17 protein-coding genes and 2 tRNA genes are annotated in these 24,909 nt (G+C 71.7%); 11 read left to right on the forward strand and 8 right to left on the reverse strand.

The genetic code is table 11. The features are described 5' to 3' along the window. Positions 1-132 precede the first annotated feature (132 nt). The 3 genes from AB0883_RS15215 (at position 133) to AB0883_RS15225 (ending at position 6,504) form a co-directional block, all read left to right on the forward strand. Positions 133-2,997, forward strand: a complete 2,865-nt coding sequence (locus AB0883_RS15215) for a PQQ-dependent sugar dehydrogenase (RefSeq protein WP_366641787.1) — start codon at positions 133-135, stop codon at positions 2,995-2,997. Positions 2,998-3,072: 75 nt separating this feature from the next. Then, positions 3,073-5,181 (forward strand): ThuA domain-containing protein, encoded by a 2,109-nt coding sequence (locus tag AB0883_RS15220; protein ID WP_366641788.1) that lies wholly within the window; start codon positions 3,073-3,075, stop codon positions 5,179-5,181. Between the two features lie 315 nt (positions 5,182-5,496). Beyond that, positions 5,497-6,504 (forward strand): sugar phosphate isomerase/epimerase family protein, encoded by a 1,008-nt coding sequence (locus AB0883_RS15225; protein WP_366641789.1) that lies wholly within the window; start codon positions 5,497-5,499, stop codon positions 6,502-6,504. Between the two features lie 93 nt (positions 6,505-6,597). Here the strand turns inward: AB0883_RS15225 and AB0883_RS15230 are convergent, their stop codons facing one another. Next, positions 6,598-7,002 carry a hypothetical protein gene (locus tag AB0883_RS15230; protein ID WP_366641790.1) on the reverse strand — a complete coding sequence of 135 codons (405 nt, stop codon included), beginning with the start codon at positions 7,000-7,002 and terminating at the stop codon, positions 6,598-6,600. Between the two features lie 271 nt (positions 7,003-7,273). Here AB0883_RS15230 and AB0883_RS15235 point away from each other — a divergent pair. From AB0883_RS15235 to AB0883_RS15255, 5 genes are all read left to right on the forward strand, one after another. Next, positions 7,274-7,346 (forward strand) — tRNA-Asn (locus AB0883_RS15235). Between the two features lie 338 nt (positions 7,347-7,684). Next, the gene (locus tag AB0883_RS15240; protein WP_366641791.1) at positions 7,685-8,923 is read left to right on the forward strand and encodes an NAD(P)/FAD-dependent oxidoreductase; all 1,239 of its coding nucleotides are present in this window, start codon (positions 7,685-7,687) and stop codon (positions 8,921-8,923) included. Positions 8,924-8,966: 43 nt separating this feature from the next. Continuing rightward, positions 8,967-9,920, forward strand: coding sequence for a hypothetical protein (locus AB0883_RS15245; RefSeq protein WP_366641792.1), 954 nt, complete (start codon positions 8,967-8,969; stop codon positions 9,918-9,920). Beyond that, complete coding sequence (locus AB0883_RS15250; protein WP_366641793.1) at positions 9,917-11,611, forward strand: insulinase family protein; 1,695 nt, start codon at positions 9,917-9,919, stop codon at positions 11,609-11,611. Before AB0883_RS15245 ends, AB0883_RS15250 begins: the two co-directional genes overlap by 4 nt. A 63-nt stretch (positions 11,612-11,674) precedes the next feature. After that, positions 11,675-11,751, forward strand: a tRNA-Ile gene (locus tag AB0883_RS15255). A gap of 182 nt (positions 11,752-11,933) precedes the next feature. Here the strand turns inward: AB0883_RS15255 and AB0883_RS15260 are convergent. The 3 genes from AB0883_RS15260 to AB0883_RS15270 are packed head-to-tail and all read right to left on the reverse strand — an operon-like array spanning position 11,934 to position 13,557. Continuing rightward, positions 11,934-12,905 (reverse strand): NAD(P)-dependent alcohol dehydrogenase, encoded by a 972-nt coding sequence (locus AB0883_RS15260; protein ID WP_366641794.1) that lies wholly within the window; start codon positions 12,903-12,905, stop codon positions 11,934-11,936. Continuing rightward, positions 12,902-13,135 carry a helix-turn-helix transcriptional regulator gene (locus tag AB0883_RS15265; protein WP_121398094.1) on the reverse strand — a complete coding sequence of 78 codons (234 nt, stop codon included), beginning with the start codon at positions 13,133-13,135 and terminating at the stop codon, positions 12,902-12,904. Before AB0883_RS15265 ends, AB0883_RS15260 begins: the two co-directional genes overlap by 4 nt. Beyond that, the gene (locus AB0883_RS15270; RefSeq protein ID WP_366641795.1) at positions 13,129-13,557 is read right to left on the reverse strand and encodes a hypothetical protein; all 429 of its coding nucleotides are present in this window, start codon (positions 13,555-13,557) and stop codon (positions 13,129-13,131) included. Before AB0883_RS15270 ends, AB0883_RS15265 begins: the two co-directional genes overlap by 7 nt. Positions 13,558-14,129: 572 nt before the next feature. On the opposite strand from AB0883_RS15270, the gene AB0883_RS15275 reads away from it, so the two are divergent. Together AB0883_RS15275 and AB0883_RS15280 are read left to right on the forward strand one after the other, a co-directional pair. Next, on the forward strand, positions 14,130-16,499 hold the full coding sequence (locus AB0883_RS15275; RefSeq protein ID WP_366641796.1) for an isoamylase: 2,370 nt from the start codon (positions 14,130-14,132) through the stop codon (positions 16,497-16,499). Between the two features lie 180 nt (positions 16,500-16,679). After that, on the forward strand, positions 16,680-20,012 hold the full coding sequence (locus AB0883_RS15280) for an ATP-binding protein (RefSeq protein ID WP_366641797.1): 3,333 nt from the start codon (positions 16,680-16,682) through the stop codon (positions 20,010-20,012). Between the two features lie 163 nt (positions 20,013-20,175). On the opposite strand, the gene AB0883_RS15285 is transcribed toward AB0883_RS15280, so the two are convergent. Beyond that, positions 20,176-20,952, reverse strand: coding sequence for a DJ-1/PfpI family protein (locus AB0883_RS15285; protein WP_366641799.1), 777 nt, complete (start codon positions 20,950-20,952; stop codon positions 20,176-20,178). A gap of 205 nt (positions 20,953-21,157) precedes the next feature. On the opposite strand from AB0883_RS15285, the gene AB0883_RS15290 reads away from it, so the two are divergent. Further along, entirely contained in the window at positions 21,158-22,147 is a 990-nt protein-coding gene (locus AB0883_RS15290; protein WP_366641800.1) for a DJ-1/PfpI family protein, read from the forward strand. A gap of 59 nt (positions 22,148-22,206) precedes the next feature. Here AB0883_RS15290 and AB0883_RS15295 read toward each other — a convergent pair whose 3' ends face one another. Genes AB0883_RS15295 through AB0883_RS15305 form a run of 3 tightly spaced genes read right to left on the reverse strand, consistent with a single transcriptional unit; the run spans position 22,207 to position 24,868 of the window. Then, positions 22,207-23,199: a hypothetical protein gene (locus AB0883_RS15295; protein WP_366641801.1), complete on the reverse strand. Its 993-nt coding sequence runs from the start codon at positions 23,197-23,199 to the stop codon at positions 22,207-22,209. Continuing rightward, positions 23,196-24,566 (reverse strand): hypothetical protein, encoded by a 1,371-nt coding sequence (locus AB0883_RS15300; RefSeq protein ID WP_366641802.1) that lies wholly within the window; start codon positions 24,564-24,566, stop codon positions 23,196-23,198. The genes AB0883_RS15295 and AB0883_RS15300 overlap by 4 nt, the downstream gene beginning before the upstream one ends. After that, entirely contained in the window at positions 24,563-24,868 is a 306-nt protein-coding gene (locus tag AB0883_RS15305) for a DUF6403 family protein (RefSeq protein ID WP_366641803.1), read from the reverse strand. The genes AB0883_RS15300 and AB0883_RS15305 overlap by 4 nt, the downstream gene beginning before the upstream one ends. Positions 24,869-24,909 lie beyond the last annotated feature (41 nt).

The following is a 24,909-nucleotide window of genomic DNA, read 5'->3' on the forward strand; positions in this document are numbered from 1 at the left end:
CTCCATCCCTCGCAGGTCACGGCCGGCCGGGCACGGCACCCCGGCGGGCCGACCGCATCCCCCGCTACGGCATCCGGCGCGACGGCGCGCGCCCGCCCTGGCAGTCACTCGTCAGGAAGGGACGGCACACCCATGTCCACCCAGGACGCCCCCACCCACCGGCTCCGACGGCGGTTCTCCGCCGGCTCGGCGCTGCTGCTGGTCGCCACCGCCGGCTCGGTCGCCCTCGGCGCCGGCCCGGCCCCGCTGGGCGGCCCCACCCCCGCCCAGGCCCACCCCATCGTCGGCACCGACTTCCAGCAGGTCACCCTCGCCAAGGGCGTCGCCGAGGTGGGCGAGCCCATGACGATCGCGGTGCTGCCGGACCGGTCGGTCCTGCACACCGCCCGCAACGGCACCGTCCGGCGTACGGACTCCGCCGGCACCACCTCCGTGATCGGCACGCTGCCGGTCTACACCCACGACGAGGAGGGGTTGCAGGGCGTCGGGGCCGACCCGAACTTCGCCAGCAACCGGCACATCTACCTCTACTACGCGCCGCCGCTGTCCACCCCGGCCGGCGACGCGCCGGCCACCGGCAGCGACTTCTCGGCCTGGCAGGGCGTCAACCGCCTCTCCCGGTTCACCCTCAACGCCGACTTCACGATCAACACCGCCAGCAAGGTCGACATCCTCGACGTGCCCGCCGACCGGGGCATGTGCTGCCACGTCGGCGGCGACATCGACTTCGACGCCGCCGGCAACCTCTACCTCTCCACCGGCGACGACACCAACCCGTTCGACTCGGCCGGGTACGCGCCCATCGACGAGCGCACCAACCGCAACCCCGCGTACGACGCGCAGCGCAGCGCCGCCAACACCAACGACCTGCGCGGCAAGATCCTGCGGATCAAGGTGAACGCCAACGGCACGTACTCGATCCCGGCGGGCAACATGTTCGTCGACTCGGACGCGAGGACCCGCCCCGAGATCTACGCGATGGGCTTCCGCAACCCGTTCCGGATGAGCGTGGACCGGGCCACCGGCATCGTCTACGTGGGCGACTACGGCCCGGACGCCGGCACCACCAGCGCCCGGGGGCCGAGCGGCCAGGTGGAGTTCAACCGGGTCACCGGGCCCGGCAACTACGGCTGGCCGTACTGCACCGGCACCAACACCGCCACCGAGACGTACGCCGAGTGGGACTTCGCCGCCGGGACCGGCGGTGCGAAGTACAACTGCTCCGGCGGGCCGACCAACAACTCCTTCCGCAACACGGGCCTGCCCACCCTGCCCGGGGCGAAGCCGGCCTGGATCCGGTACGCCGGCGACGCCGGCACCCCGCCCGAGTTCGGCGGCGGCTCCGAGTCGCCGATGGGCGGCCCCGTCTACCGGTACGACGCCGCGCTGAACTCCACCACCAAGTTCCCGCAGTCCTTCGACGGGCAGTTCTTCGCCGGTGAACTCGGCCGGGGCTGGGTCAAGCCGATCCACCTCAACGCCGACGGCAGCCCGGGAACCATCGACACGTTCCCGTGGAACGGCAAGCAGATCATGGACATGGCGTTCGGGCCCGAGGGCGCGCTCTACATCCTCGACTACGGCACCGGGTACTTCAACGGCGACGCCAACTCGGCGCTCTACCGCTACGACTACATCGCCGGCGGCAACCGGGCGCCGACCGCCGTCGCCGCGGCCGACAAGACCTCCGGCGCGGCCCCGCTGACCGTGAACTTCTCCTCGGCCGGGTCCAGCGACCCCGACGGCGGGGCGCTCACGTACTCCTGGGCTTTCGGCGACGGCACCACCTCGACGGCGGCCAACCCCAGCAAGACGTACACCGCCAACGGCACCTACCAGGTCACGCTGACCGTCCGTGACCCCCAGGGCGCCACCGGCACGGCGAACGTGCAGATCGGCGTCGGCAACACCGCGCCCACGGTCACCATCAACAGCCCGGCCAACGGCAGCCTGTTCAGCTACGGCGACACCGTGCCGTTCAGCATCACGGTGACCGACCCCGAGGACGCCGCCATCGACTGCACCAAGGTCAAGATGACCTACGTGCTTGGCCACGACAACCACGGCCACCAGATCACCTCGAAGAACGGCTGCTCGGGCTCGATCACCATCCCGGTCGACGGTGAACACGACGACGCGGCGAACATCTTCGCCATCTTCGACGCCGAGTACACCGACGCGGGCGGGCTGACCACGCACAAGCAGCACACCCTCCAGCCGCGCAAGCGCCAGGCGGAGCACTTCAAGACCTCCTCCGGCATCGGGACCTTCGACAAGGGCACCGCCGAGGGCGGCAAGACCGTCGGCGACATCAACAACGGCGACTGGATCGCGTTCGAGCCGTACCGGATCGACAACGCGACCTCGTTCAGCGCCCGGGTCTCCTCGGCCGGCGCCGGCGGCACCCTCCAGGTGCGGGTCGGCTCGCCCACGGGCACCGTGCTCGGCTCCGCGACCGTCCCGGTCACCGGCGCCTGGGACACGTTCACCACGGTCAGCGGCAGCATCTCCGGGGCGCCGGCCAGCACCGGCACGCTCTACCTCACGTTCGCCGGCACGGGCACCGGCGCGCTCTACGACGTGGACACGTTCGCCTTCACCACCGGTTCGGCGGTCCGCACCGGCCCGGTCGTCGGACTCGGCGGCAAGTGCCTGGACGTACGCAACGCGGCCACCGCCGACGGCACGCAGATCCAGATCTACGGCTGCAACGGCTCCGCCGCCCAGACGTGGACGGTGACGCCGAACTCGACCGTGAAGGCGCTGGGCAAGTGCCTGGACATCTCCGGCGGCGCCTCGGCCGACGGGACGAAGATCCAGCTGTACGGCTGCAACGGCACGGGCGCGCAGAACTGGTCGGCGCAGGCGGACGGCACCCTGAAGAACCCGCAGACCGGCAAGTGCCTGGACGTCTCGGGCAACAACCCGGCCGACGGTCAGGCCGTGCACCTGTGGACGTGCCACACCGGCGCCAACCAGAAGTGGACCCTGCCCTGAGCTGAGGCGGGGAGGGGCGTTGCGCCCCTCCCCGCTCCGGCAGGCCCCTGAACACCCCCGGCATTGGAGAGCGACATGCGCAGACTCCTCCGACCCCTCCTCGGCGCGGCCACCGCCGTCCTCGCCGTCCTCGCCTGCACCACCCCGGCCACGCCGGCCAGCGCCGCCGACGCCCCGTACGACGTGCTGGTCTTCTCGAAGACCGCCGGCTTCCGGCACGACTCCATCGCGGTCGGCACCCAGGCGATCCGCGACCTCGGCGCGGCCAACAACTTCACCGTCACCGCCACCGAGGACGCCGCCCAGTTCACCACCGCCAACCTGTCCCGCTTCGAGGCGGTGGTCTTCCTCAACACCACGGGCGACGTGCTCGACGCCACGCAGCAGAGCGCCTTCGAGTCGTACATCGGCGCCGGCGGCGGGTACGTGGGCGTGCACGCCGCCGCCGACACCGAGTACGGCTGGTCCTTCTACGGCAACCTGGTCGGGGCGTACTTCGCCTCGCACCCGCACATCCAGCAGGCGAACGTCAAGGCGGAGAACCGGGCGCACGCGGCGACCGCGCACCTGCCGCAGACCTGGACCCGCACCGACGAGTGGTACAACTACCAGACCAACGCCCGCTCCACGGCCCGGGTGCTGGCCACCCTCGACGAGTCGTCCTACACGGGCGGCTCGATGGGCGCCGACCACCCGCACTCCTGGTGCAAGACCTACAGCGGCGGCCGGTCCTTCTACACCGGCGGAGGGCACACCCAGGCGTCGTACGCCGAGCCGGCGTTCCGCGCCCACCTGCTCGGCGGCATCCGGTACGCGGCCGGCCGGGCCAAGGCCGACTGCCGGGCCGAGACCGGCTACACCGCGCTCTACAACGGCGCGACCACCGGCTGGTCCCAGGCCGGGCCGGGCAGCTTCAGCAACGCCGACGCCACCCTGACCTCGGTCGGCGGGATGGGCCTCTACTGGTACAGCGCGAAGCAGTTCACCAACTACTCGCTCAAGCTGGACTGGCGGCTCGCCGGCGACGACAACTCCGGCGTCTTCATCGGGTTCCCGGCCTCCAGCGACCCCTGGTCGGCGGTGAACAACGGCTACGAGGTCCAGATCGACGCCACCGACGCGGCCGACCGCACCACCGGCGCGGTCTACACCTTCAAGTCCGCCGACATCGCCGCCCGGGACGCGGCGCTGAACCCGCCGGGGGAGTGGAACACCTACGAGCTGCTCGTCGAGGGTGAGCGCCTTCAGGTCTTCCTGAACGGGGTGAAGATCAACGACTTCACGAACACGGACCCGGTCCGCTCGCTCGCCGGCCACATCGGGCTGCAGAACCACGGCACCGGCGACGACGCCTCGTTCCGCAACATTCGGATCAAGGAACTCGGCGTCAACCCGCCGGGCGGGAACACCACCGTCCAGGCGGAGGCGTTCAGCTCGGCCGGCGGGGTCGCCCCGTTCGCCAAGGCCGGCGCCAACGGCGGGCAGACCCTCGGCCACATCGACCCGGGCGACTGGGCCGCGTACGCCGGGGTCGACCTGACCGGCGTCACGTCGCTGCGGGCGCGGGTGGTCTCCGGCGGGCCGGGCGGCACCATCCAGGTGCGTACCGGGTCCACGACCGGCACCGTGCTCGGCTCGGTCGCCGTGCCGAACACGGGTGGCTGGAGCACCTTCGCCGACGTCACGACCACCCTCTCCGGCGTGCCGTCCGGCACCCGGGACCTCTACCTCACCTTCACCGGGTCGGGCACGGGGCTCTTCGACGTGGACGACTTCACCCTGGTCAGGTCCGGCGGCAGCGGCGGCGTCGGCCCGATCCGCGGCCTGGGCGGCAAGTGCCTGGACGTGCGCAACGGCGCCACGGCCGACGGCACCCAGATCCAGATCCAGACCTGCAACGGCTCCGCGGCGCAGACGTGGACGGTGACGCCGAACTCGACGGTGAAGGCGCTGGGCAAGTGCCTGGACATCTCCGGGGGCGCGTCGGCGGACGGGACGAAGATCCAGTTGTGGACGTGCAACGGCACGGGCGCGCAGAACTGGTCGGCGCAGGCGGACGGCACCCTGAAGAACCCGCAGACCGGCAAGTGCCTGGACGTCTCGGGCAACAACCCGGCCGACGGTCAGCCCGTGCACCTGTGGACGTGCCACACCGGCGCCAACCAGAAGTGGACCCTGCCCTGATCCGCTGACCCTTCCGTTCCTCCCCGCGGTCCCGCGGTCCGTGCCCGATGTCTTCAGCAAGGGCGCGGACCGTGCGGACAGCGCAGGACCGTGGGGAGGGGCGAGGGCTTTCGTGGTGGGCCCGGCGGTTCTAGAGTGGTGGCGGCGACCGTGGCGGTTGCCGGTGACCGGCGGGAGGCGCAACCCGGCCGGGTCCAGGTGCGCACGCGCACCCACCGGTGTCCCGCCGTGGCCCGCCGCCGCACCGGCCCGGCCGGTCACCTCGCCCCGGTCACGCACCCACGGAATCCCCCATCAGCACAGGGGAGAAGCACCATGGCGCGACCCATCACGCTCTTCACCGGCCAGTGGGCCGATCTTCCGTTCGACGAGGTCTGCCGCCTCGCCTCCGAGTGGGGCTACGACGGGCTGGAGATCGCCTGCTGGGGCGACCACTTCGAGGTCGACAAGGCGCTCTCGGACGAGTCGTACGTCGAGCGGAAGCGCGAGACGCTGGCGAAGCACAACCTGAAGGTCTACGCGATCTCCAACCACCTGGTCGGCCAGGCCGTCTGCGACCACCCGATCGACGAGCGGCACCAGGGCATCCTGCCCGCCCGGATCTGGGGCGACGGCGAACCCGAGGGGGTACGCCGCCGCGCCGCCGAGGAGATCAAGGACACCGCCCGGGCGGCGGCGAAGCTGGGGGTGGACACCGTCGTCGGTTTCACCGGCTCGTCGATCTGGCACACGCTGGCGATGTTCCCGCCGGTGCCGCCGTCGATGATCGAGCGTGGCTACCAGGACTTCGCCGACCGGTGGAACCCGATCCTGGACGTCTTCGACGAGACGGGCGTGCGCTTCGCCCACGAGGTGCACCCGAGCGAGATCGCGTACGACTACTGGACGACGAAGCGGACGCTGGAGGCGGTCGGGCACCGGCCCGCGTTCGGGCTGAACTGGGACCCGTCGCACTTCGTCTGGCAGGAGCTGGACCCGGTGAACTTCATCTTCGACTTCGCCGACCGGATCTACCACGTCGACTGCAAGGACGCGAAGGTGCGCACCGGGGACGGGCGGCGGGGCCGGCTCGCCTCGCACCTGCCGTGGGCGGACATGCGGCGCGGCTGGGACTTCGTCTCCACCGGGCACGGCGACGTGCCCTGGGAGGACTGCTTCCGGGCGCTGAACGCGATCGGCTACGCCGGTCCGATCTCGATCGAGTGGGAGGACGCCGGGATGGACCGCCTCGTCGGCGCCCCCGAGGCGTTGCAGTTCGTCCGCCGGCTCGCCTTCGACGCCCCGGCGGCGGCCTTCGACGCCGCGTTCACCAGCAAGGACTGACCGGCCCGGGTCGCATCCGAGCGGGCCGGCGTCGGGAGCCCGCACACGAACGGGCCGGTCGCCCGAAGGTGACCGGCCCGTTCGAAGGTGCGATCAGAGGGTGCTGCCGTTGGTGCCCGAGCTGGACGGCTTGCTACGGGGCGTGGCGGTGGTCGACGTCGACCCGGGGGTCGAGGTCGTGCTCGACGACCCGGTGGAGCTCTTCGCGCCGGCCGTGGCCGGCGTGCCGGCGAACGCGTCGTCGGCGGCGGTCAGCTCCTGCTTGTGCCCGTTGGTGCTCAGCTTCTCGCCCAGCTTCGACTGGCCGAGCTTGTCCTTGCCCTCGCTGTAGAGGCGGGTCGCCTGGGCCTGCGCGACACCGGCCGCCTCCTGGACGGTCGGGTGGTCGAGCACCTTGCGGCCCCGGATCACCAGCTCCTCGTACTTCTCCCGACCGGCACGGGCGCCCAGGACGAATCCCGCAGCCAGCCCGCCAAGGAACATCATCTTTCCGCGCATGGCGGCTCCTTCCGTACCTGACGCGCCGTCGACCGACGGTTACCCCGCCGGAGGCGACCAAATCGCGCCTGCCTTCTCTGTCTGCAGCTAACTACCCATCCTGCTCTCCGCTCATACCTCCTTGTGCCGGGATGACGATTTGTCCGGGTTTATTGTCGTGTCGTCTGGGTGCCGATCCATGGGGTAACCCCCTGGACCAACACCCCCCGGAATCCTGTACTCTTGTCCCCGTCGCACGGCGCAGCGAGATCGGCGCCGGACGACGCAACGGTCCCCCGTAGCTCAATTGGCAGAGCAGCCGGCTGTTAACCGGCAGGTTTTTGGTTCGAGTCCAAACGGGGGAGCTTCACACACCGAACGCCCGTCGGCCACGCCGGCGGGCGTTCGCCGTTCCCGCCGCCGGTGCCACCACCGTCGCTGTCGGCACCGCGCCACCGGGCCGCCGCCACCGCGCCGTCATGCCGCCGCCGTGTCGCCGTGCCCGCCGCCCGCCGCCCGTGTCCGGCGTGGCGGTGGCCGTGCCCGGCGGGTGCGGGACGACCTGTTTCGCCCACCTCCGGGCCGCTCGCCCGGCAGGATGGTCGATGTCGACCTAGACTCCCGCTGCGTCGATTGGTGCGTCGATTCGTGGGGTGGGTGGCCGGGCGGCTGTCCCGGACGGACGGAGAGCGGGAGGTCCGAGATGCTCGCGGAGACCGACGTGATCGTGGTCGGCGGCGGCCTGGCCGGGCTCGCCGCGGCCCGGCGACTGCACCGCGCGGGCGTGCCGTGGCGGCTGCTGGAGGCCGGCGGGCGGCTCGGCGGCCGGGTCGCCACCCACGCGGTCGACGGTTACCTGCTGGACCGGGGCTTTCAGGTGCTCAACACCGCGTACCCGCGGCTCGGCGCCCTGCTCGACGTCGGCCGGCTGCGCCTCGGACACTTCACGGCCGGCGTGCTGGTGCGCAGGGGCGACCGGCTGGCCCGCCTGGTGAACCCGCTGCGCGAACCCACCGGCGCGCCCGGCACCGCGCTGGCCGGCGTGGGCTCCCTGCTCGACCGGCTGCGGTTCGCCGCGCTCGCCACGGGCTGCGCCACCCTGCCGAAGGAACGGCTGCTCGCCGCCCCGGAGACCACCACCGAGGCCGCGCTGCGCCGCGCCGGGCTCTCCGACGCGATCATCGAGGAACTGCTGCGGCCGTTCCTGTCCGGGGTCCTCATCGACCGGGAGCTGGAGACCTCCAGCCACGTGCTGGCGATGGTGCTGCGCTCCTTCGCCCGGGGCCGGATCGGCCTGCCCGCCGAGGGGATGGCCGCGCTGCCCCGCGCCGTCGCCGACCCGCTCCCGGCGGAGCTGATCGACCTGGACACCCCGGTCGCCGAGGTCGCGCCCGGCCGGGTCCGCACCCAGGCCGGCGACCTGCGCTGCCGCGCCGTCGTGGTCGCCGTGGACCCGCCGGCGGCGGCCACGCTGCTGCCGGGCCTGCCGGCGGTACGCACCCACAGCTACACGACCTACTACCACAGCACGCGGGAGCCGCCGCTCGACGAGCCGATCCTGCTCGTCGACGGGGACCGGCGGGAGATCGTCGCCAACACGGTGGTGGTCAGCAGGGCCGCGCCCACGTACGCGCCGGACGGTCGGCACCTGGTCGCCACCTCCGTGGTCGGCCCGTCGGCCCCGCCCGAGCCGACGGTACGGGCCGAACTCACCCGGCTCTACGGCCGGTCCACGGCGGACTGGACCCACCTGACCACGGTGTCGGTTCCCGACGCGCTGCCCGCCGCGCCCCCGCCGCAGGGGCGGTTGCGCAAGCCGGTGGCGCTGGGGGAGGGCATCTTCGTGGCCGGGGACCACCGCGACAGCCCCTCCATCCAGGGCGCCCTCGCCAGCGGCTGGCGGGCCGCCGGGGCCGTCCTGTCGGAGCTGCGTACCGGCTGAACGGAGGGTCACGCCCCGTTGATGATCACTTATGCTCCTCGCCATGCCCGCACCCCTTGCGCCGCCCGACTTCGACGCCGCGGCGGCGTACCCCCAGGTCGGTCAGGTGCGCGCGGCCCTCGCGGCGCGCGACTGGCCCGCCCTGCGCGCGCTCGTCGACGGGCAGGACCCGCACGGCCGGACCTTCCTCGTGGGCGAGGCCGGCGAGACCGCGGACATCGAGGAGTTCCTCCGGGGGGTGCTGGCCCAGCGGCCCGACGACGCGCTCGCCGGCGCCCTGCTCGGGGCCCATCTGATCCGGGCCGGCTGGCGGATCCGTTCGTCCTACCGCGCCCAGCACGTCAGCCGGGAGCAGTTCGCCCAGTTCCACGCCCACCTGCGGCGCGCCGAGCAGGTGCTCATCGACGTCACCGCCCGCCACCCGGACGACGCGGCGGCGTGGACGCAGCGGATCACCAACGCGCGCGGACTGGAGCTCGGCCAGGCGGAGGCCCGCCGCCGCTACGACCAGCTCGCCAAGCACCACCCGCACCACCTGCCGGCCCAGGCCTCGCTGCTGCAACAGTTCTGCCCGAAGTGGAGCGGCACCTGGGAGCGGGCACACGGCTTCGCCCGGGAGTGCGCCGACGCCGCCCCGCCCGGCGCCCCGAACGCGGTGCTGGTGGTCGAGGCCCACCTGGAGGAGGCGCTCGACCACGACAACCTGCGCGAGGCGAGCGCCCACCTGCGCGGCGGGCACGTGCAGCGCGAGATCCACCAGGCGGCGCAGCGGTCGGTCTGGCACCCCGAGTTCCGCAACGGCTGGGGCTGGGTCTGGGTGCGCAGCGTCTTCGCGATGGCCTTCTGCCTGATGGACGAATACCCGGCGGCGGCCCAGCAGTTCGCGGCCATGGGGCCGCTCGGCGACGAGGCGATGTTCGGCTACGTCGACGGCGACGCGGTCAGGCAGTTCCAGCGGTTCCGCGAAAAGGCGTACGCGAAGGGTGGGCAGTCATGATCCAGGAACTGGAGGTGGACGGGGTGCCCACGCTGCTCGCCCCCACCGGCGGGCCGATGCGCGCCGGGCTGACCTTCCGGGTCGGCACCGCCGACGAGACGCTCGCCCGCAGCGGCATCACCCACCTGCTGGAACACCTCGCCCTGGCCCCCCTCGGGCTGGCCGACTACCACGTCAACGGCGCCACCGCGCCGGTGTTCACCACGTTCCACATGCAGGGCTCCGCGCAGGACATCGCCACCTTCCTCACCTCGGTCTGCGCCAACCTGACCGAGCTGCCGACCGGCCGGCTGGACGTGGAGAAGGAGATCCTGCGCACCGAGCACAGCAGCCGGGGCACGGCCGCCGTCGACGACATCCCCCTGTGGCGGCACGGCGCCCGCGACTTCGGCATCACCAGCTACCCGGAGTGGGGGCTCTCCGCGCTCACCGCCGACGACCTGCGGCAGTGGGCGGCCCGCTGGTTCACCCGGGAGAACGCGGTGCTCTGGATCGCCGGGAAGGCCGTTCCCGCCGGGCTGCGCCTGACGCTGCCCCCGGGCGTACGGCAGCCGGTGCCGGCGGCGTCGTCGGCGCTGCCGCAGACGCCCGCGTACTTCGTCGGCGGGTCGCGGGCGGTGGTGCTGGACGCCGTCGTGCGGCGCCGGACCGCCGCGAGCGTCTTCGCCGGGGTGCTGGAGCGCGAGCTGTACCGGGCGCTGCGCCAGGACGGCGGGCTCTCCTACCAGACGACGGCGGGCTACGAGCCGCGCGGCGACGGCCACGCGACGCTGCGGGCGCTGGCCGACGCGCTGCCGGAGAAGCAGGACGCCGTGCTCGGCGGCTTCGTCGACACGCTCGCCAAGCTCCGGGTCGGCCGGATCGAACAGGCCGACCTCGACGCCGTCGTGGCGAAGCGGGAGGACTTCCTCGGCACCGCCGAGGTGGACGCGGCGCGGCTGCCGTCGTACGCCTTCAACGTGCTCACCGGGGAGCGCAACCTCACGGTCGACGAGCACCGGGCCGAGCTGAAGGCCGTCAGCACCGACGACGTGCACGAGGTGGCCCGCGAGGCGCTGGACGGGGCGCTGCTGATGGTGCCCGAGGGGCACCGGGCCGACTGGGCCGGCTTCGCCGCGGCGCCCACCCGCTCGGCCGACACGGTCGCCGGCACCCCCTACCAGGAGAAGGAAGGCGACGGCGAGCTGCACGTCGGCGTGGACGGCGTGAGCTGGCTCGGCCACGGCGGCCCGCTCACGGTGAGGTACGCCGAATGCGCCGTCATGCTCGCCTGGCCCGACGGCGCCCGGCAGCTCATCGGCGAGGACGCCATCTCGATGCGGATCGAACCGACCATGTTCGACCTGCACCCCGGCGCGATCCGGGTGATCGACTCCCAGGTGCCGGCCGACCGGCAGGTGGTCATGCCGGCCCGCGACCCGGCACGCATCCCGCAGCCCCGGGCCGCGGCAGCCGGCTCCGCACGGCGGGAACCGGTGAAGCGCTCCTGGTGGGAGATCCCGCTGATGGTCGTCAGCGGCCTCGCCGCGCTGGCGATCGGCGGCGCGAACGCGCTGCTGACCCTCGGCATGTTCATCACCGAGACCGCCGAGAGCGACGAGGGCTGGCTGTGGGGCGTCATCGCCGTGGGATGGCTGCTCACTGTTATCCTCGCGTTGCCCATCGTGCTGCTGCGCCGGCGACGCCGATGAGCGACGGCGCCGTTTCGTGCTGGCCGGTGATCCACCGGGCGGGATAGGATCCGGCGCGGTATTGGGGCGGTAGCTCAGCCGGTTAGAGCAGGGGACTCATAATCCCTCGGTCGCGGGTTCGAGTCCCGCCCGCCCCACCACGCAAACGCCCTGCTCAGGCAAAATGGCGATGGCCCGGACGAACTACGTCAAGGTCGGGACCAGCGCCTTCGGTCCGCACCGAGTCCGCAGCAGCGCGAGCCGGCACGGCCGGCGATCTGCGCGGCCATCGGTTGGGCTGGTGGGATTCGCGGTCGCGGGGTCTGCCGGCTGCCGGCTGGGGCTACACCGTGACGACGATCTTCCCCGCGGGATGGCCCTGGGCGAGGTAGCGCATCGCGTCGGGCGCGTCGGCGAGAGCGTAGGTGCGGTCGATGACCGGGGTGACCGAGCCCGCCTCGACGAGGGTGGTCAGTTCCTCGAGATCTTCGTAGCGCTCCCCAGCGGTCACGCCGTGCACTCGCTGACTGCCGGACAGTGAGAGAAGCGGCGCGGCCATCTGGCGTTGGAAGCCGCCGAGCAGCCAGCCTGTGGCGTGGCCGCCACCGACGAGGGCGATCGTCCCGCGCGGCGTGGTGGCGCGCCGGAGCAGCGACAACGGCCGGTTGCCGGCGGTGTCGATGATGATGTCGTATCGTGCGCCGCCACGGTCGATCTCGTGCCGGGTGTAGTCGATGACGTCCTCAGCACCGATGGAACGCACCAGCTCGATCTTCGAGGTGCTGCAGACGCCGGTCACGCCTGCCCCGTACACCTTGACCAGCTGGACGGCGAACGCCCCGACGCCTCCGGCCGCGCCAATGATCAGCACCCGCTGTCCGGGCTGCACGCGTGCGTCGCGGATGCTCTGTAGCGCGGTCACCGCGGAGATGGGCATCGCCGCCGCCTGCTCGAAGGTGAGGTTGGCCGGCTTGGGTGCCACCCGGTGCTGCCGCGCTGTCGCGTACTGGGCGAAAGAGCCGCTCTGACAGGTGCCGTACACCTCGTCGCCAGCGCGCAGGCGGGTCACGCCGGCGCCGACCGCCACCACCACACCGGCGACGGCCCGACCGAGCACCGCGACCTTGGGCCGGCGCAGCCCGGCCGCGAGCCGCACCGCCATGGGCCGACCGGTCATGAAGATCCACACGCCTGGGTCCAGGCCAGCGGCGCGTACCTCGATGAGTACCTCGTCGTCTCCGATCGAGGGTTTGTCGACCTCGCGAAGCTCGAGCACGTCGGCCGGGCCGTACACGTCGCGGACGATCGCCTTCATGACTTCTCCTCGGGGGAGTCGGGGTACTGGAACACGTCGTCGAGCGGAACGCCGAACACCCGGGCGATCCGGAAGGCCATTTCCAGGGATGGCGAATAGCGGCCCTGCTCGATGGCGAGGAGGGTCTGCCGGGTCACGCCGATGCGCTCGGCGAGCTCGGCCTGGGTCATCTCGCCGTGCGCGAAGCGCAGCGCGCGGATGCAGTTGGTGACCTGCGTCGGCTTCACCACTGCGGGAAGCTCCTGCGGTACACGATGACCTTGGTGATGCCGCCGAGGATCGCCGACAGCACGAAGCACAGGTAGATGGCGTTGGCGATCCAGAACCGGTCCCAGTCCGCCAGGGCCATGAGCATCGCAGCGACCGCGCCGATGACGACGAACGACTGGCCGACGTGGTCGCCGAGCCGCCCGATCTCGCGGTCCCGCACGTCCTTGGCGCGGGGCGCGCGCGGATTCACGACGGCCATGCCGATCTCCGCCACGATCGACGCGACGATGCTCGCGCCGACCGTCCACAACAGGGTGCTCGCGTACGGCACGTCGGGCAGCGAGCGGCCATCGGTGCGGCTGACGACGAGGGCCACGTAGGCGGAGTAGCCGAGCACGGCGACGACCAGCCTGATCCACGCGCGTTTCTCTTCGTGCGTCATGACAAGCCCTCCGGATGTCTGCAATCTTTGACATCAGCAAGGTAGCAAATCTTTGACTTTGTGTCTAGAAAACTTTACATCGGCCCCTCGGGAGCGGTCATTCGGCTGACCCGGCGCGGTCCGATCCCGCGAGCCGGCGCCCGCCCGCTGAGCGCTCCGGCAACCGGACGGCATGCCGCGTGATCCTGAAGTGCTGGATCACCGCACCCAGCCACGCGGCACACCCCGCCCACCCGCAGCGCCCCGTGGCCGCAATCAGTGCGCTGAGGTGTCATGGGTCAGTTGGCGGACGTCTGCCGTGCATCAGTCGGCGATCGACACGAAGTCGGGCGCCCTCAGGGCGCCGACTTCTTGCTGGCTCTGCAACACTTTCCGGACGGGCACGGCACGTCACCCGCCCGCTTCGGCCGTGGCGCCCTCTCGCGTCGGGCATCGAGCCCGTTCACTTTGATGTTCCTGGATGGTAGCGTCCTGGAAACATTGCAAGGACTTGCATCGATCGATGGTCGGTGGACGGGCCCGCTGCCGACCTCCTCGCCCCACACCCCCGCCCCCGCGAGGAGGTCTTTCGCATGAATCCCCAGTCGCGCTCCAAGCCGCCGACCATGGCCACGGAGCCGAGGACGACCACCCGACCCGCACCACGACGTCTCGCCCTGCTCGTCGCGATGCTGGTCGGCCTGACCGGCGTACTGTCCTCGGGCCTGGTCACCGCACCGGCGGCCCAGGCCACGATCGACGGGGAGGCGCTCGGCGCGCGCTACAACGGGGCCGCCAGCGAGATCACCTTCCGCGTCCGCTCGGCGACGGCCACCCGGATCGCGCTCTACCTCTACAGTGCCGCCACCGGTGCGCAGGAACGGGTCAGCTACGTGCTGACCGGCACCGGCGGCATCTTCGCCAAGACGGTCAGCGTCGCCGAGTTGAACCGCCTCGGTATCACCGGCACGGTCTACTACGGCTACCGCGCCTGGGGGCCGAACTGGCCGTGGCACGCCGGCTGGACGAAGGGGTCGACGGCGGGATTCGTCTCCGACGTCGACGCCGCCGGCAACCGGTTCAACCCCAACAAGCTGCTGATCGACCCGTACGCGCGGGAGATCAGCCACGACCCGCAGACCCCGAGCCGTCCCGACGTGGCCGGCTACCGCAGCGGGGCCAACCGCGCGGTCGACACCGGCACGTTCGCCCCCAAGGGCATCGTCCTCACGCCGACGGCCGGCGGATTCGGCACCAAACCCACCCGGGCGTTCAAGGACGACATCGTGTACGAGGTGCACGTGCGCGGTCTGACCAGGAACGATCCCACGATCGCGTCGGCGTACCGTGGCACCTACCGGGGCGCCGGGCTCAAGGCCCCCTACCTCGCGTCGCTGGGTGTGACGGCGGTGGAGTTCCTGCCCCTCCAGGAGACGCAGAACGACACCCACGACGTCGACCCCACCAGCACCGCCGGCGACAACTACTGGGGTTACATGACGCTCAACTACTTCGCCCCCGACCGGCGCTACGCCTACGACAAGTCCCCCGGCGGTCCCACCGCCGAGTTCAAGGCCATGGTGAAGGCGTTCCACGACGCCGGGATCAAGGTGCTCGTGGACGTCGTCTACAACCACACCGGCGAGGAGGGGCCGCAGGGCGACAAGAACACCTACAACCTGTTCTCCTGGCGCGGCCTGGACAACTCCACCTACTACTCGCTGACCGGCGACCGGCAGAGCCCCTGGGACAACACCGGCGTCGGCGGCAACTACAACACCTTCAACCCCGCCGCGCAGAACCTCATCGTCGACTCCGTCGCCTACTGGAAGGACACGCTCGGCGTCGACGGCTTCCGGTTCGACCTGGCGTCCGTGCTGGGCAACACCTGCCAGCACGGCTGCTTCAACTACAGCCGGACCAATTCCGGCACCGCCCTGAACCGCCTGGTCGCCGAGATGCCCGCGCGCCCGGCCGGCGGTGGGTCCGGTGTCGACTGGATCGCCGAACCGTGGGCCATCGGCGGCAACAGCTACCAGGTCGGCAACTTCCCGACCGGCTGGTCGGAATGGAACGGCATCTACCGCGACACCCTGCGCCGCGACCAGAACAAGTTGGGCGTCGACGCGGTCACACCGGCCAGCCTCGCCGACCGGTTCGCCGGCTCGTCCGACCTCTACGGCGACGACGGCAGGCGCCCCTGGAACTCGGTCAACTTCGTGGTCGCCCACGACGGGTTCACGCTGCGGGACCTCTACGCCTGCAACAGCAAGAACAACAACCAACCATGGCCGTACGGTCCGTCCGATGGCGGATCCGACGACAACATCTCCTGGGACCAGGGCGGCGTGGCCGCCGACCAACGCCGGGCGGCCCGCAACGGTCACGCGTTCCTCATGCTGTCGGCGGGCACCCCGATGATGACCGGTGGCGACGAGTACCTGCGCACCACCAACTGCAACAACAACCCCTACAACCTGGACTCCAGCGCGAACTGGTTGGACTGGACCCCGGACGCCGACCAGACGACCTTCGCCGCCTTCACCAGCCGGCTGCTCGCCTTCCGCAAGGCACATCCCGCCCTGCGACCAACGAACTTCTACACCGCCGCCGACACCAACGGCAACGGACTGGGCCAGCTCGAATGGTTCACCCCGGCGGGCACGGCACCGGACGGTGCGTACTGGGGCAACGCGAACAACCACGCGTTGGCCTGGCGCATCGACGGCAGCGAGTTCGGCGACTCGGGTCTCTACGTCGCCTACAACGGCTGGTCCGGCAACGTGACATTCACCCTGCCCGCCCCGCCCCCGGGCAAGCAGTGGTACCGGGTCACCGACACCTCGACCTGGGCCGAGGGGCCCAACCAGGTGGCCAGCCCCGGCAGCGAGGCCCTGATCGGTGGTGCCTCCACCACGTACGCGCTGGGTGGGCGGGCACTGCTGCTGCTCATCGCCCGGTAGTCGCCCGGACAGGTTGGCGATCACGCTCCAGGAGACGTAACGGAACTGGCGGATAGCCGACTGTCCGATCCTTTTTCTGTCACGAGACGGCCGACTACGGTGGGCTCTGCTTCACCCCCGGCGGGGGCCACCGACCTCGGCGCGTACGCGGCGGAGAGGATTTCGATGAGCAGTTCGTCAATGTCCTTCGACACCGCGCGTCGGATCCTCGGCCAGCGTGACTCCGAGTGGAGCAGCAGATTGAGTGCCCTGCTCGGGTTGGCGGCCCTGGGCAGCGGGGCTGTCGGTCTTGCTGTGCCGGCGATCAGGGCCGGGTGGGGTTGGATCGATCAGAAGAACGAACTGGTCAGCCAGATCACCTCGGCCGTCGACCGCGTACGCGACCGGTGCCTGGGTGCCAGGGGCCGCGAGCGACACGAACTCATCGCGGCGGCACACACCGCCGTGGTCACCGGCGCGTTCTTCGCCGCTCTCAACGAGGCGGTGGGCGGAGAATACGCACGGCTCGGGCTGACGGAGGCCGAGAAACAGCAACTGACGTCCGGAAGCGTCGCCGGCGACCACGAGAGCGTGGTTTCCTGCCTGCTGAACGTGCAGGTGTCGATGCCGTGGGTCGCCTGCGGGTTCGAAGCGAACCTCCGAGCTTCGGTGGCTCCGTTCTACGACAACCTGGCGGGGCGCTGCCTGCGGTTCTTCCGCGGTCTTGCCGCCTGGGGGCAGATCGAGGTCGGGCTCCACGACGCCCACCACGGGGGAGCGCTGTCGTCGGTCATCGTGGGCAAGGCCATCACGCGTTACCGGAACGACTACCGGCGGCTGGCGGCCGAGGTGCCGGAGTTCGGCATGTGGGCACTACTCGACCAGTTCGAATCCGCCACGGTGGCCCGGGAGTCGGCCCGTCGGCGTTCCGAGGAATTCCAGCAGCGTTCCCTCTCGCTGATGGAGCAACTCCTCGCCGCCCTGTCCGGGATGCGGGACCTTCCGACCGAACGTAGCCGGACGATCATGGCGAAGCGCAACCGGCAGCTGTTGTCCGAGCCGCTCGCGCAGGTCACGAAGATCGACCTGGAGTCCGGCCTCAGCATGCCGGACGCCGAGACCGGCTACGTCAACCCACGCTTCCAGTGGGCGGTGATGAGCGGTCGTTCCCGCGCCTGGGACGAGGAGTGGTGGGGGCATCAGGCGCACGGGCACCGCCTGGACCACTTCCTGGCTGCGTACTTCACGTCCGCGCGCAGCGCCGAGTTTCCACTGGTCATCCTGGGTCACCCGGGTGCGGGGAAGTCTCTCCTGACCAAGATCATGGCGGCTCGGCTGCCGCCCGAGCACTTCACCACGGTCCGCGTGCCGTTGCGCCAGGTGCGGAACCCCGCAGCGAAGATCTACCAACAGATCCAGGACTTCCTCGACGACGACACGCACCTCGGCGTGCGATGGCGGGACCTGTCCGAGGCCAGCCACGAGGTCACGAGAGTGGTCATCCTCGACGGTCTGGACGAGTTGATGCAGGCCACCCGGACGACCGAGTCGGGATTCCTGCACGAGGTGCGGGAGTTCCAGGAGAAGGAGGCCGGCATCGGTTCGCCCGTTTCGGTGGTGGTGACGTCGCGCACCGTCGTGGCCGACATCGCGAACATTCCGGTGGGTTCCCTGGTCGTCAAACTCGAAGACTTCGATCGGGATCAGGTCGACTTCTGGGTCGACATGTGGAACAAGGTCAACGAGGCGCCGATCGCGAACGGAACTGTGAAGCCGCTCGCGGTGGACAGCGTCTGGGCGATGGGCGAACTCGCGCGTCAGCCGCTCCTGCTGCTCATGCTGGCCGTCTTCGGCGCCACGGAGGATCCGCCGACCGGCGGCGATGGTCAGGTCACGCAGGGCCAGTTGTATCAGTGGCTGCTCAACGGCTACATCGCGCGTGAGGTCGCGAAGACGCCCGGGGCGGCCACCGATCTCCTCTCCGAGGACGAGGAGATCGCGGCGCGCGCGGATCACGAACTCTGGCAGCTCGGCATCGCGGCCTTCGCGATGTTCAATCGCGGCCAACAATCCGTCACCGGCCAGGACCTCAACAGCGACCTGGCTCCGATGTTGCGTGCCGGCGCGGTGCAGGGTAGCCACCGGAAGCGTCTGGCCCAACCGCTGGACCCCGCGATCCGTACGATCGCCAGGTTCTTCTTCATCCACGCCGCCGACGTCAGTGGTGGTCTGGTCTCCGCGAGCAGCTACGAGTTCCTGCACGCCACGTTCGGCGAATACCTGATCGCCTATCACGTACTCGAACAGCTGAAAGGTCTCGCCGACGCGCGTCGTCGTCTGCCGGTCGGCCAGGAGTGGACCGACGACCAACTCTTCGCGCTGCTGTCCCACCAGCAACTGTCGGTCGGCGGCGCCATCATGCCGTTCCTGCGGGAACTCTTCGAGGCCGCGCCGACGGCTCGACAGCAGGCGATCGTCACGGAGTTGAAAGCTCTCGTCCGGTTCAGCCAGGAACGGGAAGGAGTGGGCCGTTTCGAGGGCTACAACCCGTCGAGGCAGTACCTGCTCGGCCGGGTCGCCGCATACCTCGGCAACCTGCTCACGCTGTTGACCGAGCTCTGCGACGGGCCTGTCCCGCTCGCGGAACTCGCGCCCGAGGGGGACGACCCGCTCACCTGGTGGCGGAGCACCGTCCGCTTCATTCATGCCGGGCTCGACGACAACGGATGGTCGATGCTGCTTTCCAGCATCGACCTGTCCGTCACCGACGAGGTGCCATCCATCTTCAAACGGCGCGCGCCGATAGACAGACTGCTCATTCAACCGTACGAGGCTCGGCTTGCCGGAGAACCACAGAGGGAGTTGCAGCTCCTGCTCGGCGCCACGGCCCTGCACGGGCGTCGCCTCGCCCACTGGGGTGACGAGGTCGGCGACGTGTGCATGAAGATCCTCTCGTCCCTGGTGCACCGTGACGAGCGGTCCGGCGACCACGAGGCCATCATGGAGGCGGCAGCCTCGTCAGCCTCGCCGGAGACGGGGAACCTCTTCGTGGAGTACCTGGTCCGCCACGGCGGTCGCCTCGACTACGAGGACGTACGGAGGCTGGCCCAGACCGCACTCTGGTTGAACAGCACCGAGGCGGCGGTGCGCATCGCCCCGGTGGTGGCGCAACACCCGAAGCTGTTCCTCGAGTTCCCGCGGCTCTTCACCATCTACGAACGAAATCTGACGGACGCCCGCGAGATCGCCGAGGTCTTCGCCGCGATGCGCGTCGGACTCGCCGTGTGGCAGGGCGATGACGCGAAGGCGTTCAAGGACATCGTCGGCCAACTCGTCGCCAGGCAACGTGGCCGCTGGAGGGAGATCGCCATCCAGCCGATCAAGGACCTGTCGAATCTGGCCATCGAGGTCATGCGGCCTGCCATTCCCCCTCTCGTCGCGATCCTGGCGGACGACTACCAGCGGCGCCCCCCTGTCCCGACCTACTACTCGTCGCTGTCGAGTGGGCGGCATCGGGAGGACGGCCCCGTCTAGGATCACCGGCCGGACCGAAGCAACTGAAGGGAAGCGGCGAGCCGGCGTGCAGCGCCGTCGCCCGGCACGACCGCCGCGGCTGCGAGCAGGAGGCGGTGCGTCGACCCGGGGCGGCGCCATCGACGCCCCGGACCGACGGGTACGGACCACGCTCGCGCTGCCGTCAGCGGGGAGCGGGCTGCCCCAGCAACTCCAGCGCCAGGCGCATCAGTTCCGGGCCGGCCTTCTCGGGGCTGCCCGTGTCGAACGGCGGATCGGGGTCGTATTCGACGACCAGTTGGAGCGCCTGCGCGATCCGTTCGCCGGCGATCCTCGCGGCGAGGTGCAGGGACATGTCGATCCCGGCGGACATGCCGGCGGCGGTCATGGTCCGGCCCGCCTCGACGTAGCGGCCCGGGACGAACGTCGCGCCGTACTGGGCGAGCTGGTCCCGCAGGCTCCAGTACGTCGTCGCCCGCAGCCCGCGCAGCAGGCCGGCCGTGCCCAGGACGAGGGCGCCGGTGCAGACCGAGACGGTCCACGTCGTGTGCCGGTGGATGCGTTGGATCCAGCGGATCGTGTCGGGGTCGGTCTGGACGCCGCGGATGTTCCCTCCGGGCACCAGCAGCACGTCGGCCCGGCGCACCTGGCTGAGCGTGCGGTCCACCCCGAGGGTGAGCACGCCGTTGTCCGTCCGGACCGGGCCGGTCCGCTTGCCGACGGTCACCACGGAGGCGCCCGGGATCCGGGACAGCACCTCGTACGGGCCGATCGCGTCGATCGGGGCGATCCCGTCGAAGAGCAGGATCGCGATGCGGGGGCCCCGGGCGGGCCCGTCCGGGTCGGTGGGCCGCCCCGCCCGGGCCGGGTCGCCCAGGCCGGTGGCGGCCAGGCCGACGCCGGCCCCGCCGGCCACCGCCGCCCGCAACACCGTCCGCCGGTGCACGTCCATGCTGAACATCGATCGCCTCCTGTCGGTCGAGCTGAGCTTCCGCATGTCCCGGTGGTCGGTCACGCCGCCGCCCTGGTTCCGCAGGCCGCGAGGCAGGTCCGGATGCGAGGGGCCCCGGTCCGTATCGGCGGGTCCGGTGCCGCATCCCGCTCCGTACGTGCCGAAGGGGGTCGCCCGCGGGAACCAGCCGGCCGTTACGGCGGACCTACAGAGTGTGGCGGCAGAGAACGGGCACGAGATCGTCCTCGTGGTGTGGGACGGCGCGGTCCTCCTGGACGTGGCGGGACCGGTCCAGGTCCTGAACGGCTCCGGCGGCTACCGGACGCGGCTCGCGTCGCCCGACGGGAGACCGGTGCACACCGACGTCGGCGTGCCCCTGGGGGTCGACCTGGCGCTGCCGGAGGTCCGTACCCCCGTCGACACGCTGATGGTCGCGGGCTACGGCACGAAGGCCGGCCACCGCCCACCCGTCGCCGTCGTCGAGCAGGTGCGGCGGATCGGCCTGGCGGCCCGGCGGGTCGCCTCGGTCTGCACCGGGGCGCTGGTGCTGGCCGAGGCGGGCCTGCTGGAGGGGCGGCGGGCCACCACCCACTGGGCGGCCTGCGCCGAGCTGGCGGCACGGTTTCCGCGCGTGGCGGTGCAACCCGACGCCATCTGTGTCCGGGACGGCCCGGTCGCCACCTCGGCCGGGGTGACCGCGGGCATCGACCTCGCGCTCGCCCTCGTGGCCGAGGACCTCGGCGTCGACCGGGCGCGGACCGTCGCCAAACATCTGGTCGTGTTCCTCCAGCGGCCCGGTGGCCAGGCACAGTTCGACGCCCCGGGCGCCGGGCCCGCGCCGCGTGAACCGGTCCTGCGCCGGGTGCTCGACGCGGTCGTGGCGGAACCGTCGGCCGATCACAGCCTCGCCGCGATGGCGGCCCGCGCCGCGGTCAGTGAGCGCCACCTGACCCGGCTGTTCCGTCGCGGCACCGGCACCACTCCGGCCCGGTACGTCGAACGGATGCGGGTGCACGCGGCGCGCGCGCTGCTGGAGACGGGGAACGCCGGCGTCGCGTCCATCGCCCGCGCCTGCGGCTTCGGCTCGGCCGAGACGATGCGCCGCGCCTTCCTGCGGGTCGCCGGCGTCACCCCGGCCGAGCACCGCCGTCGCTTCCGCGGCCAGGAGGAACCCGGTGCCGCCGTACGGTCGGCGCCGCAGTGAACGGCACGGTCTCAACCGATCAGGCCGGCGGTCGTCGTCGACGCGGTTCGTGGCCCTCGTCAGTCGCCGGAGCGCGGCGTGCCGGCGCCCCGGGCGGCCTTCGGACCTGTCCCGTCCCCGGCCGCCGACCCGCTGAGCGCCGACGCGCGCCCGCTCAGCGCGTCGACGCGATCGACGAGTCGGCGTACGGCGTCCTCGTCGTCCGCGTCCACGGCCGCGACGCGATCGAGCAGCGCGGCGTAGTCCGACGTCAGCGCCAGGTACCTCCTGCCGAACGACTCCTCGGCGCCGCTGACGTAGGCCTCGCGCCGCGCCCGGGCGTACCGCTGGTCGAGGTCGATGATCTGCTGGGCCAGCACGGCCGCGGCGGCGCCGAGCGCGCCGCGGGCGTCGGCGTTCTCGTCTCGGCGGCGGCGACGGGCGTCCGCGAGCCGGCCCGCGCGGCGGCCACCGACGTAGAGCACCGTGGCCCCGGCGACGACGGCCACGATCGCGGCGCCGGCGAGCAGGAAGCGGGGCAGCGACGGGCTGATCGTCCGCGCGCCGTCGGGGACGGTGCCGGCCTTCACCAGCAGGTCGTAGTTGACGGTGACGACCTTCAGCGCCTCCAGGGGGCGGTCGGCGAAGGTGTCGACGCCCCGGCTGATGGTCATCTCCGCCACGAACGCCCGGCCGAAGTTCCCGTCGTCGCGCCCGGGCAGCAGCGCGCAGCCGTAGGTGTCGTACTCGTCGGAGTCGCGGCTCATCACCAGCACGACGGTCCCGTCGGCGGCGCGCTCAACCTGGCGGCAGCCCTGCCTGAGGTCCGCGCCCGGCTCCAGCATCAGCACGACCAGCCGGCGGTTGCCGATGACCCGTTCGGCCGCCGCACGGTCCAGCTCGACGCCCGGTGCGACGTACACGGACGAGGTACGCACCTGCCGGGCGACCGGACCGTCCAGCGCCCCGCCGGTCCACAACGCCCAGCCGGCCAGCACCAGGCAGGCCAGGACGGCGATGCCGAAGGGCGTGCCGAACAGGTCACCGAGCCGACGTCGTACGGACGGGTTCACGACAACCTGCCCCGGAGGTAGAGGGCCGGGCGGTAGCTGGCGATCCCCAGCGTCCGGGCGGCGTCGTCCAGCTCCTCGGACGCCTCGTTGAGCAACGTACGCGCGTGACGGTCCGGCAGCTCCTCGTCCAGCGCGGCGCGGGCCGCCTGGAGCTTCACGACGCCCCGGGTCAGCGCCGGGTTGCTGCGCGCGTCGGTGAGCAGGGACATCTCGACGGCGAGCGCGGTGAGGCCCGCCAACCGCGCGGGAGTGCCGCCCCGCCCCGGGTCGCCCCGCCGGATCCCGAGCCCGTCCGGCCGGCGCAACGACCGGACCGAGAGGATCAGGAACGTCCCCACGCAGCCCGCGAAGATCCACGGCAGGGCCGGCAGCGCCACCCGCAGCGGGTCGATCGGCCGGTACGGCAGCGGCCGGTCGAACAGCCCCGAGTAGCGCAGGTCGGTGACCCGGTTCAGGTATGCCGTCAGCACGTTGCCCTGCGGGTAGTCGTAGCGGCTCAGCCGGTCGGCGAACTGGCCGTAGAAACTCGCCCCGGCCAGCTCCGCGAAGTCGTCGGCCGCCGGCCCGTGGTACTCGATCCAGAGCCCGTACATCACGACGATCGGCGTGCCCGGGAACAGCTCGGCCAGCGCCGGCCCGTACCGGGGCACCGGCTCACCGAACGGCTGCGCGGGCAGCGCCACGTACCGGGCGCCGTCCGGGAAGGCGGTGCGCGCGGCCTTGTCGGGAACGCCGGTCAGCGTGGCCCCGGCCCCGAGGTGCAGGCCGGTGGCCCGCAGGTCGGCGGCGACGGCGGCCAGCTCCCGGTCGGTCGGGTTACGCCACCTCAGCTCGTCGTGCTCGGGCGGCTCGGGCGTGTCCCGCAGCGCGGCGATCAGCCCCACCAGCAGGTTCGTCACGTCGGCGGTGGCGAACTGCGCCCGCCAGTCGGGCAGCGTGTCGGCCACGGCCTGATAGATGCCGCCGCTGACCTCGGTGCCGATCACCCGGATGGTCGCGTTCTCCACGTCCCGCACCCGGTCACGCTCGTCCTTGTCGAGCCCGGGCGGCGCGACCAGGATCCGGACGGGGCGGTCGCCGGCGGCCTCGCGGACCCGCTGCTCGTTCCAGCGCGCCGTCGAGCCGGGGAGCCGCACCACCGGCTCGGCGGCCACCAGCGCGGTCATCTCGTCCACGGAGGGCACGCTCGCGTCGCTCAGCTCACCGGCCGAGCCCTCGTCGATCTTCGCCGTGGCGGCCGGCGACCGGCCGTAGCTGACGTCGACGCTCTGCCGCTGGGCGAGCAGGAAGACCACCAGGACCACCACGGCGACGCCGAGCAGCGACCACCGCAGCAGCTCGTACCGGTGGTGCCTGCGGAGTGTCACTGGTGCGTGCGCCACAGCCGGTCGGCCTCCCTCGCGTGTCGCGCCGCCGCGTGCGCGGCGGAAGCCCCGCCGCGCCCGGCGGCGATCGCCTCGGCGCGGGCCAGCAACCGCTCGGCCTCCGGCACCCGGCTCGTCGCCGCGTCCCGGCTGACGGCCGCGCTGTCGATGGCCGCCCGCGCGGAGGACCAGGCGGTGCGCTGCTCCCGCCCCCGCGCCCGCAACCGGGGCAGCAGGGTCGTCGCGAAGCCCGCGCCCACCAGCAGGGCGCCGCCGACCAACCAGACGAGGAGGGTGTGGGACATGCGCTCCAACCATCGGACGAGGGGTGCGGGGTGCGCTCGGG

Origin of the sequence: Micromonospora sp. NPDC047812 (assembly GCF_040704175.1) — a bacterium.
Lineage (GTDB): Bacteria > Actinomycetota > Actinomycetes > Mycobacteriales > Micromonosporaceae > Micromonospora.

Excerpts from the sequence above, each read along its gene's own strand:
- AB0883_RS15240 (WP_366641791.1), top strand. The coding sequence starts at position 7,685 with ATGCTCGCGGAGACCGACGTGATCGTGGTCGGCGGCGGCCTGGCCGGG.
- AB0883_RS15250 (WP_366641793.1), top strand. The coding sequence starts at position 9,917 with ATGATCCAGGAACTGGAGGTGGACGGGGTGCCCACGCTGCTCGCCCCC.
- AB0883_RS15260 (WP_366641794.1), bottom strand. The coding sequence starts at position 12,905 with ATGAAGGCGATCGTCCGCGACGTGTACGGCCCGGCCGACGTGCTCGAG.
- AB0883_RS15280 (WP_366641797.1), top strand. The coding sequence starts at position 16,680 with ATGTCCTTCGACACCGCGCGTCGGATCCTCGGCCAGCGTGACTCCGAG.
- AB0883_RS15270 (WP_366641795.1), bottom strand. The coding sequence starts at position 13,557 with ATGACGCACGAAGAGAAACGCGCGTGGATCAGGCTGGTCGTCGCCGTG.
- AB0883_RS15220 (WP_366641788.1), top strand. The coding sequence starts at position 3,073 with ATGCGCAGACTCCTCCGACCCCTCCTCGGCGCGGCCACCGCCGTCCTC.
- AB0883_RS15275 (WP_366641796.1), top strand. The coding sequence starts at position 14,130 with ATGAATCCCCAGTCGCGCTCCAAGCCGCCGACCATGGCCACGGAGCCG.
- AB0883_RS15305 (WP_366641803.1), bottom strand. The coding sequence starts at position 24,868 with ATGTCCCACACCCTCCTCGTCTGGTTGGTCGGCGGCGCCCTGCTGGTG.
- AB0883_RS15245 (WP_366641792.1), top strand. The coding sequence starts at position 8,967 with ATGCCCGCACCCCTTGCGCCGCCCGACTTCGACGCCGCGGCGGCGTAC.
- AB0883_RS15285 (WP_366641799.1), bottom strand. The coding sequence starts at position 20,952 with ATGTTCAGCATGGACGTGCACCGGCGGACGGTGTTGCGGGCGGCGGTG.
- AB0883_RS15225 (WP_366641789.1), top strand. The coding sequence starts at position 5,497 with ATGGCGCGACCCATCACGCTCTTCACCGGCCAGTGGGCCGATCTTCCG.
- AB0883_RS15230 (WP_366641790.1), bottom strand. The coding sequence starts at position 7,002 with ATGCGCGGAAAGATGATGTTCCTTGGCGGGCTGGCTGCGGGATTCGTC.
- AB0883_RS15215 (WP_366641787.1), top strand. The coding sequence starts at position 133 with ATGTCCACCCAGGACGCCCCCACCCACCGGCTCCGACGGCGGTTCTCC.